At 73.3% G+C, this 16,485-nt stretch carries 13 protein-coding genes; 7 read left to right on the forward strand and 6 right to left on the reverse strand.

Features of this window, described 5'->3' with window-relative positions:
• Positions 1 to 274: 274 nt before the first annotated feature.
• The gene (locus WMF31_RS11435) at positions 275 to 1,279 is read left to right on the forward strand and encodes an endonuclease/exonuclease/phosphatase family protein (RefSeq protein ID WP_436601966.1); all 1,005 of its coding nucleotides are present in this window, start codon (positions 275 to 277) and stop codon (positions 1,277 to 1,279) included.
• Here WMF31_RS11435 and WMF31_RS11440 read toward each other — a convergent pair.
• Complete coding sequence (locus WMF31_RS11440; protein WP_436601967.1) at positions 1,269 to 2,594, reverse strand: cytochrome P450; 1,326 nt, start codon at positions 2,592 to 2,594, stop codon at positions 1,269 to 1,271. The two genes, WMF31_RS11435 and WMF31_RS11440, sit on opposite strands and share 11 nt — an antisense overlap.
• A gap of 246 nt (positions 2,595 to 2,840) precedes the next feature.
• Here WMF31_RS11440 and WMF31_RS11445 point away from each other — a divergent pair, with 246 nt between their 5' ends.
• From WMF31_RS11445 to WMF31_RS11455, 3 genes are read left to right on the forward strand one after another with little or no spacing between them, the layout of a single operon-like run.
• Positions 2,841 to 3,476: a hypothetical protein gene (locus WMF31_RS11445; RefSeq protein WP_436601968.1), complete on the forward strand. Its 636-nt coding sequence runs from the start codon at positions 2,841 to 2,843 to the stop codon at positions 3,474 to 3,476.
• The gene (locus WMF31_RS11450; RefSeq protein ID WP_436601969.1) at positions 3,473 to 4,792 is read left to right on the forward strand and encodes a radical SAM/SPASM domain-containing protein; all 1,320 of its coding nucleotides are present in this window, start codon (positions 3,473 to 3,475) and stop codon (positions 4,790 to 4,792) included. The genes WMF31_RS11445 and WMF31_RS11450 overlap by 4 nt, the downstream gene beginning before the upstream one ends.
• Positions 4,789 to 5,901, forward strand: coding sequence for a formylglycine-generating enzyme family protein (locus tag WMF31_RS11455; RefSeq protein WP_436601970.1), 1,113 nt, complete (start codon positions 4,789 to 4,791; stop codon positions 5,899 to 5,901). The genes WMF31_RS11450 and WMF31_RS11455 overlap by 4 nt, the downstream gene beginning before the upstream one ends.
• A gap of 46 nt (positions 5,902 to 5,947) precedes the next feature.
• Here the strand turns inward: WMF31_RS11455 and WMF31_RS11460 are convergent, their stop codons facing one another.
• Together WMF31_RS11460 and WMF31_RS11465 are read right to left on the reverse strand one after the other, a co-directional pair.
• Positions 5,948 to 7,837 carry a hypothetical protein gene (locus WMF31_RS11460; protein WP_436601971.1) on the reverse strand — a complete coding sequence of 630 codons (1,890 nt, stop codon included), beginning with the start codon at positions 7,835 to 7,837 and terminating at the stop codon, positions 5,948 to 5,950.
• Positions 7,838 to 7,891: 54 nt separating this feature from the next.
• Entirely contained in the window at positions 7,892 to 8,566 is a 675-nt protein-coding gene (locus WMF31_RS11465; protein ID WP_436601972.1) for a TetR/AcrR family transcriptional regulator, read from the reverse strand.
• A 77-nt stretch (positions 8,567 to 8,643) separates the two neighbouring features.
• On the opposite strand from WMF31_RS11465, the gene WMF31_RS11470 reads away from it, so the two are divergent.
• Complete coding sequence (locus WMF31_RS11470) at positions 8,644 to 9,258, forward strand: methyltransferase family protein (protein ID WP_436601973.1); 615 nt, start codon at positions 8,644 to 8,646, stop codon at positions 9,256 to 9,258.
• 86 nt (positions 9,259 to 9,344) lie between these two features.
• On the opposite strand, the gene WMF31_RS11475 is transcribed toward WMF31_RS11470, so the two are convergent.
• The 3 genes from WMF31_RS11475 to WMF31_RS11485 form a co-directional block, all read right to left on the reverse strand.
• Complete coding sequence (locus WMF31_RS11475) at positions 9,345 to 10,106, reverse strand: methyltransferase domain-containing protein (protein WP_436601974.1); 762 nt, start codon at positions 10,104 to 10,106, stop codon at positions 9,345 to 9,347.
• Positions 10,107 to 10,262: 156 nt separating this feature from the next.
• Positions 10,263 to 10,874 carry a cytochrome P460 family protein gene (locus WMF31_RS11480; protein ID WP_436601975.1) on the reverse strand — a complete coding sequence of 204 codons (612 nt, stop codon included), beginning with the start codon at positions 10,872 to 10,874 and terminating at the stop codon, positions 10,263 to 10,265.
• Between the two features lie 216 nt (positions 10,875 to 11,090).
• A complete protein-coding gene (locus WMF31_RS11485) occupies positions 11,091 to 13,268 on the reverse strand; it encodes a membrane dipeptidase (RefSeq protein ID WP_436601976.1) in 2,178 nt (725 codons plus the stop codon).
• Positions 13,269 to 13,725: 457 nt separating this feature from the next.
• Here WMF31_RS11485 and WMF31_RS11490 point away from each other — a divergent pair, with 457 nt between their 5' ends.
• The gene (locus tag WMF31_RS11490) at positions 13,726 to 14,862 is read left to right on the forward strand and encodes an AraC family transcriptional regulator ligand-binding domain-containing protein (protein WP_436601977.1); all 1,137 of its coding nucleotides are present in this window, start codon (positions 13,726 to 13,728) and stop codon (positions 14,860 to 14,862) included.
• On the forward strand, positions 14,859 to 16,475 hold the full coding sequence (locus WMF31_RS11495) for an ABC-F family ATP-binding cassette domain-containing protein (protein ID WP_436601978.1): 1,617 nt from the start codon (positions 14,859 to 14,861) through the stop codon (positions 16,473 to 16,475). The genes WMF31_RS11490 and WMF31_RS11495 overlap by 4 nt, the downstream gene beginning before the upstream one ends.
• Positions 16,476 to 16,485 lie beyond the last annotated feature (10 nt).

The raw sequence follows: 16,485 nt of genomic DNA on the forward strand, positions 1-16,485 counted from the left end.
GGTGAGCACCCTGAACGCGACCACCACCCCCGGATCCCCGGGGCGCGGCGGCGACGCGCTTGACGTCACGCTCGAACGGGGACACGCCCCCTGCCTCGGAGGATCTCGGGCATGCGGACGATCTCGCGGGCCCGGTCGCCAGCCTCTCGGGCTGCTTGACGAGGAAAGAATGACGAGCTTGAAGACATCGTTCCTTCTCGCAACAGCAACGCTTTTTCTCTTCGGATGCGGCGGCGAGCCAGGCGGCGGGGGGCATGCCAGGGACACAGGCGGTATGAGCGGAACAGGCGGAACGGGCGGCGCGGGCGGCGCCGGCGAGGAGGGCGGCGCCGGCGAGGAGGGCGACGTGGGTGGAATGGGCGGCGCGGGGGGAACGGGCGGCGCGGGCGGCCCCGGTGAGGGGGGTGGCATGGGTGGGACGGGCGGCGCGGGCGGGGCCGTCACGGCCCTTCCGGTGGAGCTCGACCTGATGACCTTCAACATCCGCTATGCAAACCGCGCGGACGGTATCGATGCGTGGCCGAATCGCCGCGAGATGGTCTATCAGGTCATCCGGGACGCAAACCCCGATGCGATCGGGCTTCAGGAGGCGCTGAGATCCCAGATGGATGATCTCCGCGGCGCGCTCCCGTACGCCGAGCTCGGCGTCGGCCGCGACGACGGCGTCGAGGCAGGGGAGTACTCGGCGATTCTCTATGCCGAGGATCGCTTCGATGTGGACGAGAGCGGCACGTTCTGGCTCTCCGATACCCCGGAGATGCCCGGATCCAGGAGCTTCGGGAATGTGGTCGTGCGGATCTGCACCTGGGCCAGGCTCGTCGAGAAGCGCTCCGGCCGCGGCTTCTACCTGTTCAACACGCACCTGGACCACGAATCCCAGCCGTCGCGCGCGCGGAGCGTCGAGCTCATCGCCGACAGGATCGCGCGGCGCGCCCACCCCGACCCGGTGATCCTCACGGGGGACTTCAACGCGGGCGAGCGCAATCCGGCGGTCCTTTACGTCAAGGGGGAGGCGGCGCGCGCGAGCGAGGGGACGGCGCCGGTGCCTGCCCCTCCGGGATTCGTGGACACGTTCCGCGTCCTCTACCCGGACGAGGCGACGGTCGGGACCTTCAACAGGTTCAGCGGCGTCGAGGACGGGGAGAAGATCGATTTCATCTTCGCACCCCCGGCGCCGGTCACGGAGGTGCTCATGGCCGAGATCATCCGCCATCACCAGGACGGCCGCTATCCGTCGGATCACTTCCCCGTGACGGCCAGGCTGCGCCTCAGGCCCTGAGGGCGAGGCGGGCGCCCTCGTCGCCGCGCGCGTCCCACGCGATCTGCAGCGCCTTCAGGCCGCGGTGGATCGGGTTCACGACGTACGTGATCTCCTGGTCGGGCACGAGCCGCAGCCCCGGCAGGCGCTCGATGAGGAGCTCCAGGGCGACCCGCACCTCCAGCCGCGCGAGCGGCGCGCCGACGCAGAAGTGGACGCCGTGGCCGAAGGCGAGGTGCCGGGTCGCGTCCTCGCGGCGCAGGTCGAACCGGGCGCCGTCCTGGAAATGGGCCTCGTCGTGGTTCGCCGAGGCGAACAGCAGCGCGAGCTGCGCCCCCTTCGGCAGCTTGACCCCGCCCACCTCGACCGGCGCCGTCGTGGTGCGCATCAGGGCATGAACCGACGTGTCCGCGCGCAGCGTCTCCTCGACCGCCCCGGGGATGTTCGCCGGGTCCTCGCCGACGAGGCGTAACGCGTCGGGCTCGCGGAGGAGCCGATGAACGCAGAGGCCCAGCAGGTTCATGGTCGTCTCGTGGCCGGCGAGGACCAGGACCGCGCAGACGTTGACGAGCTGCAAGAGCGGCACCGGAGGCTGCTCCTCCTGCGACGCCTCGACGAGGTCGCTCAGCAGGTCGTCGCGCGGCCGCGCGCGCCGCTCCTCGATGAGGCTCGTCCAGTAGCGCTCGGACTCGAGCAGGCGGCCCACGACCTCGCGCTGCCGCTCGGGGGTGAGCTGGACGGCGACGAGCGTCATCCAGTCGTCCGACCACCGCTTGAGCTGCCCGAGATCGCCCTCCGGCGCGCCGAGGACGCTGAGGATCACCCGCATGGGCAGCGGAAAGGCGAGCTCCTCGACGAGATCGGCGTGGCCCCGCGCCGCGAACCGATCGATGAGGTCCGCGGCGATCGCGCGGACGCGCGCCTCGAGATCGGCGATCCGCCGCGCCGCGAACGCCTTGTTGACCATGCGCCGGATCTGCGTGTGCGACGGCGGGTCGTTGTCGATGAGCGAGCACCGCGACAGGTAGCTCGTCCGGATCGCCTCCCGGGTCTCGGGCGTGAAATCGAGCGGGAGATCGACCGACTGCGCGGAGGAGAAGCGGGCCGGATCCCTCAGCACGGCGACGATATCGTCGTACCGGGTCACGTACCACAGCCGGGTCACGGGGCTGTAGAAGACAGGCTCCTCCCGGCGAGCGCGCGCATAGAACGGGTAGGGATCCTCGAGCTGCGCGCCGTGAAACGGGTTGAACTCCGCGCCGATGCGGGAGACCGGACAGGCCTTCGGCGGGGCGACGGGTGACGGTGTCGCATCATCGACCGTGCGGATCGCCATGACACGTGCTCCTGTCTCGAGGCGCTCGGGGTGTCGGTCTCGCCGTATCCCGCCGACGGAGCCGGGCTTCCCTCGGATGAAGTTATCGCCGCATGCCCTCCGGCATGGCTCCTCGATGGATGAACGGAGCCTGTCGAGGGGAACAAACGCCGTTTCCCTTGTCAAGACATGCTCAGGCCGCCCGCTTCACCGGGGGAGCGGCAAGAGAGGCGTTGGCGCGGAGACGCGGCCTGTTACCCTCGGCGCGTGGCCAGGAAGAGAGAGCTCGTCGTCAACGACCTTGCGCGTTACGAGAAATCGTCGCAGCGCCTCGTGCTCGAGGACTACTCGAGCTGCGAGGTCCCGGCGGGGTGCGGCGGCGGCATCCTCCGCTGGATCGACCCGCAGGAGGCGCTGCCGCTCTCGCTGCGCCTCTGGACGGCGGGCGACGCGGAGGTCTTCTTCGACGGCGCGCCCGTACGATCGAGCCGGATCGACGCCCGCCCGGGCGCGCACGTCCTCGCGCTCGCCCTCCGCGTCGAGGGCGGCGCGCCCGCCCGGCTCGCGCTCTCCCTCCGCTACTCCGACGAGACCGAGCCGGGCAGCACGCTGGAGCCCCGGCGCGACAGGTCGATCGGGCGCAGCCTCGACGTCCGCTCGGGCGTCGGCGCGGCGATCGTCGGGACCTCCCGCGATCCCGGCGGCGACGCATGGAAGCTGCCAGGCTTCGACGAGGGCGGCTGGCGCGCGCTCGCGCCCGCGGAGGCGGCCCGGGAGGGCGGCGCCGGCTGGCACCTCCAGGAGGTCCTGAGGACCGGCGCCCGCGTCGTCGAGCTGCCGGACGCGCGCGGCGGCCTCTGGGTCCGGTGCTCGTTCGACGTCGACCTCGGGGGCGCGCCGTGACCGCCCGCCCGCCGCTCGTCCTCGTCCCGCAGCACTTCGGGTCGACCGTGTTCGATCGCCGCACGTCGCGTTACCTGCCGTTCGATCACGAGACCACCGACGTCCTGCTCCGCGCCCGCGCGACCCCGATCGGCGCGATCGTCGACGCCGCGCCGCCCGGGCGCCGCGGCGCGCTCGCCGCGTTCGCCTCCGCCCTGTACGAGCGCGCCTTCTTCACGCACGACCTCTTCTTCGACGGCGTCGCGCTCGACGTCGCGCCGCCCGCCGATCACCTCACCGGGCCGCTGGCCGTGCACCTCGAGGTCGTCGCCGCGTGCAACCTCACCTGCGCGCACTGCTTCGCGGGCGAGCTCCCGCGCCGCGAGCCCCCGCTCACCCTCGCCGAGCTGGACGCGCTGTTCGCCTCGCTCGCGCGCCTCGGCTCGTTCCGGCTGGGGCTCACCGGCGGCGAGCCGCTGCTCCGCAAGGATCTGTTCGACCTCCTCGATCTCGCGACCTCGCACGGCCTGCACCCGTGCCTCACCACGAACGCGCTCCTGCTCACCGAGGAGACCGCGAGGAAGCTCGGCGAGCGCTCGCTCGTGTGGCTCAACGTCAGCCTCGACGGCGCCACGGCCGAGACGAACGACGCGGTCCGGGGCGAGGGCACGTTCGCGCGCGTGCTGGAGAAGGTCGCGATGCTCCGGCGGCACGCGCGCTTCTCGCTCGCGTTCACGGTCATGCGCCACAACGCCTCCGAGGCGGCGGCGTTCGCCGAGCTTGCCGCGGCCGCCGGCGCGCACACCGCGGTGCTCCGGCCGCTCTACCCCGTGGGCGCCGCCGGGGCGCGCCCCGAGCTGTGGCCGTCGTTCGACGACTACGAGGCCGCGCTGGGGGCCCTCTTCACGCTCGGCGCGACCGGCGACGGCCGCGCCACGGCGGCGCGCGCGATCGACCCCTTCTCGCCGAGGAGCCGCGGCGAGACGCGGGCCGTCGTGCACGACAACTGGGGCTGCGGCGCGGGCAACACCGTGTGCTCCATCTCGGTCGGCGGCGACGTGAACCCGTGCAGCTTCCTCGGCCCCGGCTTCGTCGCGGAGAACCTCCGCCGCGCCCCGTTCGAGCAGATCTGGCGCGCGAGCGAGCGCCTCCGCGCCATCCGCGGCCTCCCCGGCGACGGCGCCGGCACCGCCTCGTTCGGCGGCGGGTGCCGCGCGCGCTCGCTCGTCATGGCGGGCGACGTGAACGCCCCCGACCCGTGGCTCGCGCGGCACGAGGCGGCGCCGCAGCGCCAGAACCCGCTGACCGTCCTGCGCGCGCAGCGGAGGCTCCCGTGAGCGCCCTCGACGCGACCTGGCTCCTGTCCGCGGACCGCGCGCTCCCCTCGGCCGCGGAGCTCGTGTCCCTCGCCGCGCGCCTCGAGGGCGAGGGGCGCCTCGCGCTGGCCGCCACCGCCTATGACGCCGCGCTCGGCCTCGCGCCCGGGGACCCGGCGCTCGCCGCGGCGCGCGGCCGCCTGCTCGACCGGCTCCGGATCGAGGAGCACGGCCTCGTGTTCCGCTATGTGCCCGCGGGCCCGTTCCTCATGGGCGCGGACGACGGCGACGTCGACGAGTGGCCGGTGCACGCGGTGGAGCTCGGCGCGTTCTGGATCACCGACGTGCCCATCACGTGGTCCGCGTACCACGCGCTCATGGGCTGGCCGCCCCCGCCGAACGGCGGGCCCCCTCCGAAGCCGAAGAAGAAGGGCAGGCCCGATCCGGACACGTTCAGGCTCCTCAACGACCACAAGATCCGCCGGCAGTACTGCGAGTCCGAGACGCTCGCGGCGCGCGACTGGCACGCCCACGCGCCGGACGTCGCGTGGCGGTCCGGCGACCGCGCCGTGGCGGCGAGCGCGCTGTTCGGAGAGGTCGCGCGCGGCGATCCGGCGCGCCCGTGGACCTACGACCAGAAGCCCATGGTCGCGGTCGGGTGGGATCAGGCGGCGGCGCTCGGCGAGGCGCTCTCCGGGGAGCAGGTCACGTACCGCTTGCCGACCGAGGCCGAGTGGGAGAAGGCCGCGCGCGGCGGCCTCGTCGGCCGCCCCTATCCCTGGGGCGACGCGCCGCCGTCCGCGGCGCGCTGCGATTTCGATCGGTTCGAGGCGTTCTCGATCCGGCCGCCGCGCAGCGTGCCGCCCAACGGGTACGGCCTGTTCGGCATGAGCGGCGGCGTCCGCGAGTGGACGGGCGACGGGTACGACGCGCGCTACTACGCCGAGAGCCCGCGCGCCGACCCGGGCGGGCCGGCCGCGGCGAGGCAGCGCGTGCTGCGCGGGGGCTCCTGGGCCGACTGCGCGTGGGCCGTGCGCGTCTCGTTCCGGATGGGGAGCCCGCCGGACCTGCGCGGCGATCCGACGATCGGCTTCCGGCTGTGCCGCGTCACGCGCCCCGGAGCGCGGTGAGCCCCGCGCCCCGGACGCCCCTCCGCCGCCGCCCCGTCGCGCGGCGTCAGCGCGAGAGGAGCGTGATGATGTCCTGCAGCGCCGCGGGGGACAGCCGCGCGCGGGTGCTGACGCGCGCCGCGCCCGACCCGAGCACCTCGGAGGTGACCGTGACGGGGATCGCGCTCTCGCCGCGCGAGGGCAGCGCCGCGACCAGGGCGAGCGTCTCGGCGGCGTCCGAGAGCTTTGCCGGCGTGTCGCCGCGCGCGGCGAGCAGCGCGCAGCCCGCCAGCGAGAGGAGCGCGCCGGCGTGGAGCCCGCGCTGCCGCAGCGCCTCCACGCCCGGCGCCGCGCCGAGCGTCCGCGCGTCGCGCCCGGCCTCCGTCGCGACGCGCAGCCGCGCCACCACCGCGGCGTCGTCCTTCCCGACGCCGATCCACGTCCGCTGGCCGGCCGGCACGACGTAGACGTGGGTCGTGGACGCGGGCGGGCCGTCCTTCGCGGCCGGCCTGGAGCGCAGCTCGGCGTGGATCGTCCCCGCGGGCAGCGCGGCGGGCGCGCGGGCGAGCACGATCTGGGGGCTCCGCGGGGCGCGGTCCCCGCGCTTGCGGCCATCCGGCGCGTCGCCGGTCGTGCCCGCGCCCGGCGCCCTGTGCTGGTCGAGCTCGTCGCCGAGCTGGAGGAGCTCCTTCACCCCCGCGGTCCAGGTCTGGCCGGGCTCCTCGATCGCGACCAGGAACCACCCCTGCAGCGCGCGGCGCGCCGCCGCCTGCGCGCGCTGCGCGCCCTTGCCGCCGCCCTGGTAGGCCGCGAGCGCCTTCTCCGCCGCGGCGCGGTCGCCGCCCGCGCCGAACACCACCGGCCCGCCCGTGAAGACCAGGGCGCCGAGGTGCTCGAAGAACCGGTCGAGCCGGGCGGCGTCGTAGCCGCCGCGGACCATGTCGTCGCGGAGCCACCCGAAGAAGGTGTCTCGCAGCGGGGTGAGCTCCGCGCGCGACGCGCCCTGGGTGTAGAGGGCGAGCGCCGTGTCGGCCGGCAGGCGGAGGAACGCCGGCGGGAGCGCCGCGCCCCCGACGGCGGCCGGCACGATGGCCCGCGTGAGCGGCGAGCGCTGGCTCGCGAAGCGCAGGCCGAGGCCGACCTCGACGTCCGCGCGGCCCCACGTCACGTCGAGGCGCAGGTCCTCGATGTCGCCCACGAACCGCTCGCCGGTCTCCCTGCCCATCCGCGCGGAGTAGCTCTCAGCGCCGTCGTCGCGCGTGGCGCGCCCCCGCTCCATCGCCTCGCGGATCCCCGACTCCGGCATCTCGAGCCGCGCGTCGGCCTCGAGCGGCTCCCGGCCCACGACCTCGACGAGGTAGGGCGCGGTCACCTCGAGATCCTCCTGGCCCTCCGCGCAGAGCAGGCGCGCGCTGCCCCTGCGCTCGCCGGGCTCGAACGCGCAGGCGCGGGGCGGCGCCCCGGCGTCGGCCTCGCGCGCGCGCTCCACGCGCAGCAGGCCGCTGCGCTTCTCGAGGACGAAGCGCTCGTGGAGCCGCGGCACCCTCTCTTCCGGGACCGACAGGGAGAAGACGAAGCGCGGGGATGCGACGTCGAGCACGGCGACGTCGAGCGGTTTGCCCAGATCGACCATGTCGGCGAGCGCCGGACCGATCGCTCGCCCGAGCAGCAGGTCGGGGCCCATCGGGCCCGCGCGGAGCAGCGACTGGCCGAACGGCGTGCTCGCCAGGTGCTGCGTGGCGTGCTGCCAGGTCCGCCGCGGATCGGCGACCCGCAGCACCATCATCAGCTCGGCCGGCGCGCTCACCGGCCGCGCCTCCGCGGGCCGCGCCGCCGCGGGCTCGGCGCCGTCCGGGCGCGCCGCGACGTGCAGGGGCGCGGCGGGGGCGGGCTGGGGAGCCGGAGCGCTGGCGCATGCGGCGAGGAGGGCGAGCGGGAGGAGAGCGGCGCGCTTCATGGAGAGGCGACATCGTCGCGCCCGAGCGGGGCCGCTGGCAAGCGGACCGGCCGATCACGTCGCCGCGAGGCCGGCGCCGCCTGCCGCGCGCTCCGCGCCGCGGAGGTACCCCGTCACCATGGCCGCGAGCTCGTCGGCCATCCGGTCCGCGGCGACCGGCGCCCCGTCCGCGCCCACGACCCAGCGGTGCGTCAGCGCCTCGACGAGCTCGACCACGAGCCGCGCCGACAGGCCCGCGTCGCGCACCCGCGCCTCCGGGTGCGCGCGCAGGAGCCCTTCCAGCATGCGCACGGACGCCTCCTCCAGCCGCCGCACGCGCCCCGCGAGCTCCGGCAGCCGCGGCGCCACCTCGAAGAGCGCGCGGTGGAGCCGCGGATCCTCCGCGTGCAGCGCGACCATCACGGAGACGAGCGCGCGCACGACCTCGCCGAGCGGCAGGGCGAGCGCCCGCGGCAGCACCTCCCCGAGGTGCGCGAGCAGGCTCGCCTCGGCCGCGTCGAGGTGGCGCTCGGCCAGCGCGAGCACGAGCGCCTCCTTGCCCGGAAAGTACTCGTACAGCGAGCCGATCGACACCCCGGCCGCGACCGCCACGTGGTTCGTCGTCATGCCGGCCCACCCGCGGCGGACCAGAACCCGAGCAGCCCCTCGGAGGATGGCGTCCACGGTCTGCCGCGATCGCCGCTGGACCGGCAGTTTCCTCGGTCGAACCCGCGCCCTGGCCGCGCCCATCGCCCTCTCCCGAACCCGAGCTGAAAACCCGAGCGAATGCTCGGATACTGTCGCGACACCCACCTGGAGGCAAGATCATGTCGTCGCTCGCGGTCGTCGCCTGGGCGCTTTACCTGCTCGTCGCGTTCATGCTTCGCTCGGTGGTCCAGCGCCGCCGCACGGGGAGCACCGGCTTCGTCGGGGTCACGGATCCGCCGCTGTCGCTGCGGTGGATGGGGGGCGCGCTCTTCGTGGTCGCGTTCGTCCTCTCGGGCGCGGCGCCGCTGCTCGCGCTGGCCGGCGTGGCGCGGCCGGTGGGCGCGCTGGACCGGCCGCTCGTCGCCGCGCTGGGCGCGCTGCTCTTCGCCGCGGGCCTGCCGCTCACGCTCTGGTCGCAGCTCGCGATGGGGGCGTCGTGGCGCATCGGCGTCGATCCCGGGGCGCGCACGGCGCTGGTCACGGCGGGGCCGTTCCGGCAGGTGCGCAACCCGATCTTCACGGCGATGGTCCTGGCCGTGCTCGGGATCGCACTCATGGCCCCGAGCGCGCTCGCGCTCGCGGCGGTCGCCGCGCTCGTGATCGCCGTCGAGCTCCAGGTGAGGCTCGTGGAGGAGCCGTACCTCGCGCGCGTGCACGGCGGCGAGTACCTGCGCTACGCCGCGCGCGCCGGGCGGTTCTTGCCGTGGATCGGGCGGCTCCGGGCGCGGGCGTGAGCGCGGCCGGAACCGGGAGAAATATCCTCTCTCGGCCGGGTCGGCGGTGCGTGGCGGGGGCAGGGGGGCTGGCCCGATGGCACCCCTCAGCGCGGGCGGATGGCGGACAAGAAGATCCGCTTGAACGGATAGAACACGGGACCTTCTGGCCAGATCGCTTGCAGTCGCCTCAGGATCGCGCTCGAGAAGTCCGATCTCAGCGCCTCGGGCAGCCGCTCGAAGTAGGGCACCAGGACCGTGCCGGAGATCCAGTCCACCACGGCCTGCGCGTTCTCGAGGACATGGGGATACACCTTCTCGAAGGCGACGATCTCCTCGGCGCCCAGCCTGAACAGGAGGTCGGCATAGGTCTCGGGCGGCAGCACGGGCGTCGTCCGGGTCCACGAGCCCAGCGCGCCGCGAAAGGGATCCTGCCCGGCGATCTCGAGGATCGTGCGGTACGAGACGTGCGCGTGGTTCGACGGCACCTGGACGGCGAGCTGCCCGCCCGGCGCGAGGCACGCGAACAGGCGCGGGAGCAGCGCCGCGTGGTCCTCGGACCACTGCAAGGCGGCGTTGGAGAAGATGAGATCCCAGGTCCCGCGCAGCGCCGCCTGATCGCCCTGCTCGAACCGCAACCCCGGCCGGGCATGCGCGCGCGCCCGCTCCAGCATCTCGGGAGAGAGGTCGAGGCCGAGGGCGTCGCAGCCGGGCAGGACGTCGGCGAGGCAGCGTGTGAGCTCCCCCGTCCCGCACCCCAGGTCCACCACGCGAAGACCTGGCCGGGCGTGGACGAGGGCGAGCAGGTCGTCGAACGGCGCGCTGCGCTGGGCTTGGAATTGATGATAACGGTCCGGGTTCCAGGGCATGGGCGTGATTCCCGAGGAAAGTGCCCGCTGTCGAGCCGTCGAGGCGGCGCGCGGCACGGGGGCGATGATGCCACGGAGCACGCCGCCGTCGCATCATCTTGTCGCGGACCGCGCGCACCGCCGGCGTGAATCGCTCCGCGCCCTGGCCACGACCGGTCACTTGGGGTAATCCGGCCTCAGCGTCCCGTGGCGCTCGGCGATCTCGAAGAGCGTGGGGTAGAACTGCACGAACGTGTTGTCCACCGCGGCGTTCTGCGCGTGGCAGTTGAAGCAGGCCTCCTTCGGCAAGGGGGCCGCGGTCTCCGCGAGCGTCCCTTCGGGGGTCCCGAACCCGAAGTACGCCCACGCCTCGGGGAAGCGCGCCTCGTCCTTGACGGACGCTTCGAGGGTGATGAGGCCGGTCTGATATGCGCCGGCCTCGTTGATCGAGCCTTCGCCCGCGGAGCCGCGGAGCTCCAGCGCGAAGATCGTCTTGTCAGGCCAGGTCCCGGTCTCCTTGAACACGCCGTAGGCGTCGGGGTGCACGAAGACGTTGTCGAACGGGGGATCGCCGGGCGGCGTCTCCGGGCCATAACTCATGCCCAGCCCGGAGGTGACATAGATCCACTCCCGGTAGTCATCGGGCCGAATGAGCCGGCCGTCGGCCGTGAACCGCGGATCGGTGGGCGCGTCTTCGACCTCCGGGTGGGCCGCCTCCGCTTCGGTGCACGCCGGGGCGCCCAGCGCGATCAAGGACAGGACAGCGGAGAGAATCAAGGGCTTGTGCATATCTTCCTCCAAGGAGCTCTCACGAGCGTAGATGGCTCCATCATCCAGGAGAATGACTGTCCACCAGATGCGTCACGTCGCCGCAGCGTCAACGTGTCGCAGGCGTCCGGGGGGCGAGGGCTCGCGGAGGAGGCGACCGCGGGAGGGGCGCGGGGCGGGCGGCGGGCCAGGGCCCGGCGCCGCCGTCCTGTCATGCGGTGGCGCGCGGCGCGGCGCTCAGCGGCAGGTGAAGGTGATCCGGCAGGTCCCGGACGCGCAGTGGCTGTCCTTCGTGCACGCCCCGCCCCGGGGGCGCTTGTCCATGCACTTGCCGTCGTTGGCGCCCCAGCCGCAGAACTGGTTCGCGGCGCAGTGCTCGTCGTACCGGCAGAGGCAGGTCCGGGTGAGATCGCCGCAGCGGTCGCTGGGGCACTCGGCGTTCACGCGGCAGCCCTGGCCGATGGACCTGGACCCGGGCGTGTAGCACCAGCCCGTGCCAGCGATGAAGCCGCCGCAGCGGCCGGACGCGCACTGGCCGTCGCGCGTGCAGGTCTCGTGATCGGCCCTGGCCGGCACGCACTCGTTGTCGCCGCCGACCCCCGGCGTCCTGAGCGCGCAGGAGTACCCGCCGCCGCAATCGGCGTCATCGTTGCAGACGCAGCGGCCCGGGATCGCGTTGCAGGCGACGGCCGTGCACTGGCCGCTCGCGCACTCCTCGTTGAAGCGGCAGCGGCCCCCGAGCTCCTGGAAGCCCGGGCAGTAGGCCGCGCCGCACTTCGTGGGATACGCGAGCTCCCGCTCCTCCGCGGGGACGAAGGGGGCAATGCCGCCCTCGTCCAGGTCGGTCGCGGGATCGGCCATGCCCGAGCGCGGGCCCTCCGCGCGCTCCCACATGCGCAGGAACGACTCGGCCGAGGAGCGCAGGGCCGACGTGTCCACGCCCAGGCGGTCGAGGTCGGCCAGGAGATCGGGCAGCATCCCCTCGTGCGCGAGGCCCTTCTCGTCGAACTCGGCGCCCAGCGGGCCAGGCCCGTGATCGCGCTGGTCCTTGGCCTGGCAATCGGCCTCCGCCCGGAACGCCGCGGAGCACGCCCCGTCCTCGCCGAAGCGGGGCCGCGTCTGCTGGATGAAGCCGTTGAGATCGGCCCCGAACGCCATGGGGACCTTGAGGCCGAGCCGACCGTAGTCGTAGGCCTGGGCGAAGGAGCGCGACGAGCCCTGACAGCTGTTCTCGACCGGGCTCCGGGTGTACTGCCGGGTCTCGTCGTGCGCGGTGCGCAGGCCGAAGATCCCGCCGGTCTGTCGGATCATGCGGACGACGCGCGCGGGCGTGGACTTCTCGGTCTCCGCCACCTCCGGACCCATGATCTCGCGGAAGTGCCCGTGGGAGATGTAGATGGGATAATAGTCGCGCGCCCGCGAGAGCTCGAAGGCGCGATCGACGCCCCGCTCGGCCATGTGGGCGACGTCGATGAGCATCCCCCGGTCCATCATCTCGCCGATGAGCTGCTCGCCGAGCGGCGTCAGCCCGCGCATGTTGTGGCAGCGCTCGTCGACATCCATGCCGAGCGTGACGCCGGCCAGGGTGGCGTCGCAGTCGGTGTCGATGAAGCACGTCTCGGTGTACTGCGCGAACTGGAGGATCGGGTTGTGCAGCGCCGCGCCGCCGAAGGCGTTGTCGACCTGGTGCACCGGCTGCAGCGTCCGGACGCCGAGCGCGTGGTACTTGTCGAGCGCCGCGCGCATCCGGGCCGCGTCGACGTCGCGGCCGAACAGGTGGCTCGCCTCGATGGAGAGCACGACGGCCAGCTTGCCGGCGCCGATGATCTGCCGGGCGTGCGCGGGCGAGCGCGCGACCTCCATCCAGCCGGCGTTCCGGGCGACCAGCGCGTGGGTCATCTGGATCTGGAGGTCGACGTCGGCCATCTCGTCGCAGGGGCGCGCGCGGTTCTGCTCCGGCAGGATGGAGCAGAGCCAGTCGAAGCTCACCGCCGACATCACGATGAGGTTGAGGCCGCGCTCGTGCGCGCTGCGCAGCCAGTCGACGTGTCCCTGCTGATGCGCGATGGTGTCCCAGCGCGGCCACCCCTCGCCGGAGCCCTTCCGGTGGAGGTGCAGCCCGGTGTCGCCGTCCGTGCCCTCGATCTTGCCCATCGCCTCGGAGCCGACGACGCCGCCCCCGAGCCCCACGAGCGCCGACAGCGCGCCGCTCGTGGCAAAGTCGAGCATCGTCGATTGCGGGCACCGGTCCAGGAGCTCGCCGAGGTTCTGCCGGAGGCGCGCGTGATCGCTGTCGGGGATCCCGCCGTCGCAGTCATCCAGGGCGCCGGGGCCGTCGTGCTTGCCATGCAGCCAGCCGCCGCCGAACGCCTCCTCGGACATCATGTGAAAGTGCAGATCCGCGAACCCGCGCACCGGGGCTCTTCCGGACGTCGAGGGGAGCGCGGCCGAGGCGATGGACTCTGCTGCTCTCGTCCCGGCGGCGGGCTCGCGTGAGGCCGAGAGAGGGAGCCCGTCCATCGCGCCTCGCCCGCCGGCCGGCGGCGTGACGGAAGCGTCGCACCCGGAGGTCATCCACGCGGCCAGGGCGCAGAGGGCGGCGGCCGCGCGCGATCGCGCGCGGCGCCGGCCAGGCGCCGTGTCGGGGTGAGCTGATGGTGCGGATTCCGGGAGGGCGTCGGGGCAGGTCATCGGTACGGTCCTGAGGGCCATGGTGGTTGTCACAGGCATCTATGACGCTCAGGATGCTGCTTGACGAGCGGTGTCGGCCGGATGAGCGTTTACATTTTGCGACACGCTCTCATAATGCGTCATCGTGCCTGCTTACAATTCGGGGTCCACGGAGTTCTTGCGGGTTCTCGCGACGGCGGGTGTGAGAGACGGGCTCGAGGCCGCCGATGTCCGGCGCCTGATGGCGCTCCCCACGGGGCTCCTGGAGCAGCGGGGCGCCCGCGTCCCCATCGCCGTGGTCCGCCGCGCGTGGAGCGGGCTGACGGACCGGGCGGCAGGTCCTCTCCTGAGCCTTCGCGCTGCCCGAAAGCTCCCGCCGGGCAGCCTGGACCTCCTCGACTACCTGGCGAAGACCAGCACGACCGGGGCCGAGGCGTTCGAGCTCTTGACGCGGTACCTGCCGCTGCTCGCGGACGCGGGGCGCGTCTGGACCGAGGCCGACCGGCGGAGCTTCCGGGTCCGCCACGCCGCGCCCGGCGGCCTGCCCTCGCTGGCGGAGCTCTTGCTTGGGCTGATCGTCGACCGCGCGCGGACGATGTTCGGTCCGGCGTTCGCGCCGCGGCTGATCCGGTTCGCGCACGCGCCCTCGGCCGCGGTGAGCGCGTACGAGGAGGTCCTGGGCGCCCCGGTGCGGTTCGGGGGCGGCCTCGACGAGCTGATCTTCGATCGCGACATCGTCCGGGCGAAGGTCGAGAGCCACGACCCGGCGCTCCGGAGCATCCTCGTGGCGCAGGCGGAGGCCGCGCTGTCTCGCCTCGACGTCCGTGGGACGGTCGCGCACGACGACGAGCTCGTGGCGGCCTTCCGGCACGCCCTCGCGCTCGCCCTCGATGCGGGCGACCCCAGCCTCGCGCGCATCGGCGAGAGCTTCGGCATGAGCGCGCGCACGCTCCAGCGGCGCCTCTCCGCGGCGCGCGTGAGCCACCGGGAGCTCCTGCAGGAGCTGCGGCTCGAGAGGGCGCGGCAGGCGCTGGGGGACGCCCGGCTCAAGGAGGTGTCCCACGAGCTCGGCTATTCGAGCCCCAGCGCCTTCCATCGCGCGTTCAAGCGGTGGACGGGGCTGACCCCCGGCGCCGTGGCCGCGGCCGATGGCGGCGCCCCGCGGCCGTCCAGGGGGCGAGGCGGCGCGACGTCCGGGGCAGGGGAGGGCAGGGGAGCCGCCGGCGGGCCCGCAACGGCCGCCGTGACGGCCCGGCGGCAGGGCGGCGCCGGGGGGGCCGCGGGCTCATTTTCGCCGGAAATGTGCGCGCGCACGTGCTACTCCCCGCGCCTTCGATGATCACGCTCGAAAAGCTCACCAAACGGTACGGTCCGAAAATTCTCTTCGAGAACGTCTCGATGCGCTTCGACCCCGGCAAGCGGTACGTGCTGGTCGGCGCCAACGGGGCGGGGAAATCCACGCTCCTCAAGGTCATCGCCGGCGAGGAGGACTCGGATCAGGGCTCGGTCGAGATCCCGAAGCAGCTCCGCGTCGGGGTCCTGAAGCAGGACCACTTCGCCTACGAGTCCTGCCGCATCCTCGACACGGTCCTCATGGGGAACCGCGCCCTGTGGGACGCCATGCACGAGCGCGACCGGCTGCTCGAGGGCGAGATGACCGACGAGGTCGGCATGCGGCTGGCCGAGCTCGAGGGGACCATCGGCGAGGAGGACGGCTACACCGCCGAGGCGCGCGCGGCCGAGATCCTGGAGGGGCTCGGCATCGCGACCGCGCGGCACACGAGCACGGTGAGCACGCTCGCCGGCGGGTACAAGCTGCGCGTCCTCATCGCCCAGACGCTCTTCGCGGGCGCCGACGTGCTGCTCCTCGACGAGCCGACGAACCACCTCGACCTCGACTCCATCCGGTGGCTCGAGGCGTACCTCACGGACACCTTCCGCGGCACGCTCCTCGTCGTGAGCCACGACCGGCACTTCATGAACGCGATCGCGACCCACGTCGCCGACGTCGACTACCAGACGGTCACGCTCTACACGGGCGACTACGACGACTTCATCGAGCAGAAGACGACCGGGCGGCGCCAGTCGGAGGCCGACGCCGCGCAGAAGAAGAAGAAGATCGCCGAGCTCAAGGACTTCGTGGCCCGCTTCGGCGCGAGCGCGAGCCGGTCGAGCCAGGCCCAGTCGCGGGTGAAGGAGATCGAGAAGCTCGAGGCCGGCATCCAGGTGAAGCGCACGAGCGTGGTCCGGCCGTACATCAAGTTCGAGATCGAGAAGCCCTCCGGCCGCGACGTGCTGCGCGTGGAGGGGCTCGCGAAGAGCTTCGGCGACCTGCGCGTGCTCAAGGGGCTCGACATGAACCTGAACCGCGGCGACAAGCTCGCGGTCATCGGGCCGAGCGGCATCGGCAAGTCGACGCTCCTCAAGCTCCTCGTCGGCGAGCTCACGCCCGACGCCGGGAAGGTCACCTGGGGCCACGACACCAGCGTCGGCTACTTCGCGCAGGATCACCACGAGGCGATCGAGCCCGGCTACACGGCGTACGAGTGGCTGTACCGCTTCGACCCGAGCGCGCCGAAGGAGCACGTCCGCTCGGTGCTCGGCAAGCTGCTCTTCAGCGGCGAGGCGGGGCTGAAGAAGACCGAGAACCTCTCCGGCGGCGAGGCCGCGCGGCTGTTCCTGGCGAAGCTCATCCTGCTGAAGAACAACGTGGTGGTGCTCGACGAGCCGACGAACCACCTCGACGTCGAGAGCATCGACGCGCTCCTCCAGGCGCTCATCGAGTACAAGGGGACGGTCGTCGTCACGAGCCACGACCGGCATTTCGTGGGCAAGCTCGGCACCCGCGTGCTCGAGCTGTCGTCCAGCGGCCCGCAGCTCTTCAACGGGACGTACGACGAGTTCCTGGAGGGCCCGGGGAAGCCGGCCGCCGCGCAGGGCGCGAGGGCCTAGCAGCGAGGCG

This window comes from Sorangium sp. So ce1036, from assembly GCF_051369805.1.
Lineage (GTDB): Bacteria > Myxococcota_A > Polyangia > Polyangiales > Polyangiaceae > Sorangium > Sorangium cellulosum_F.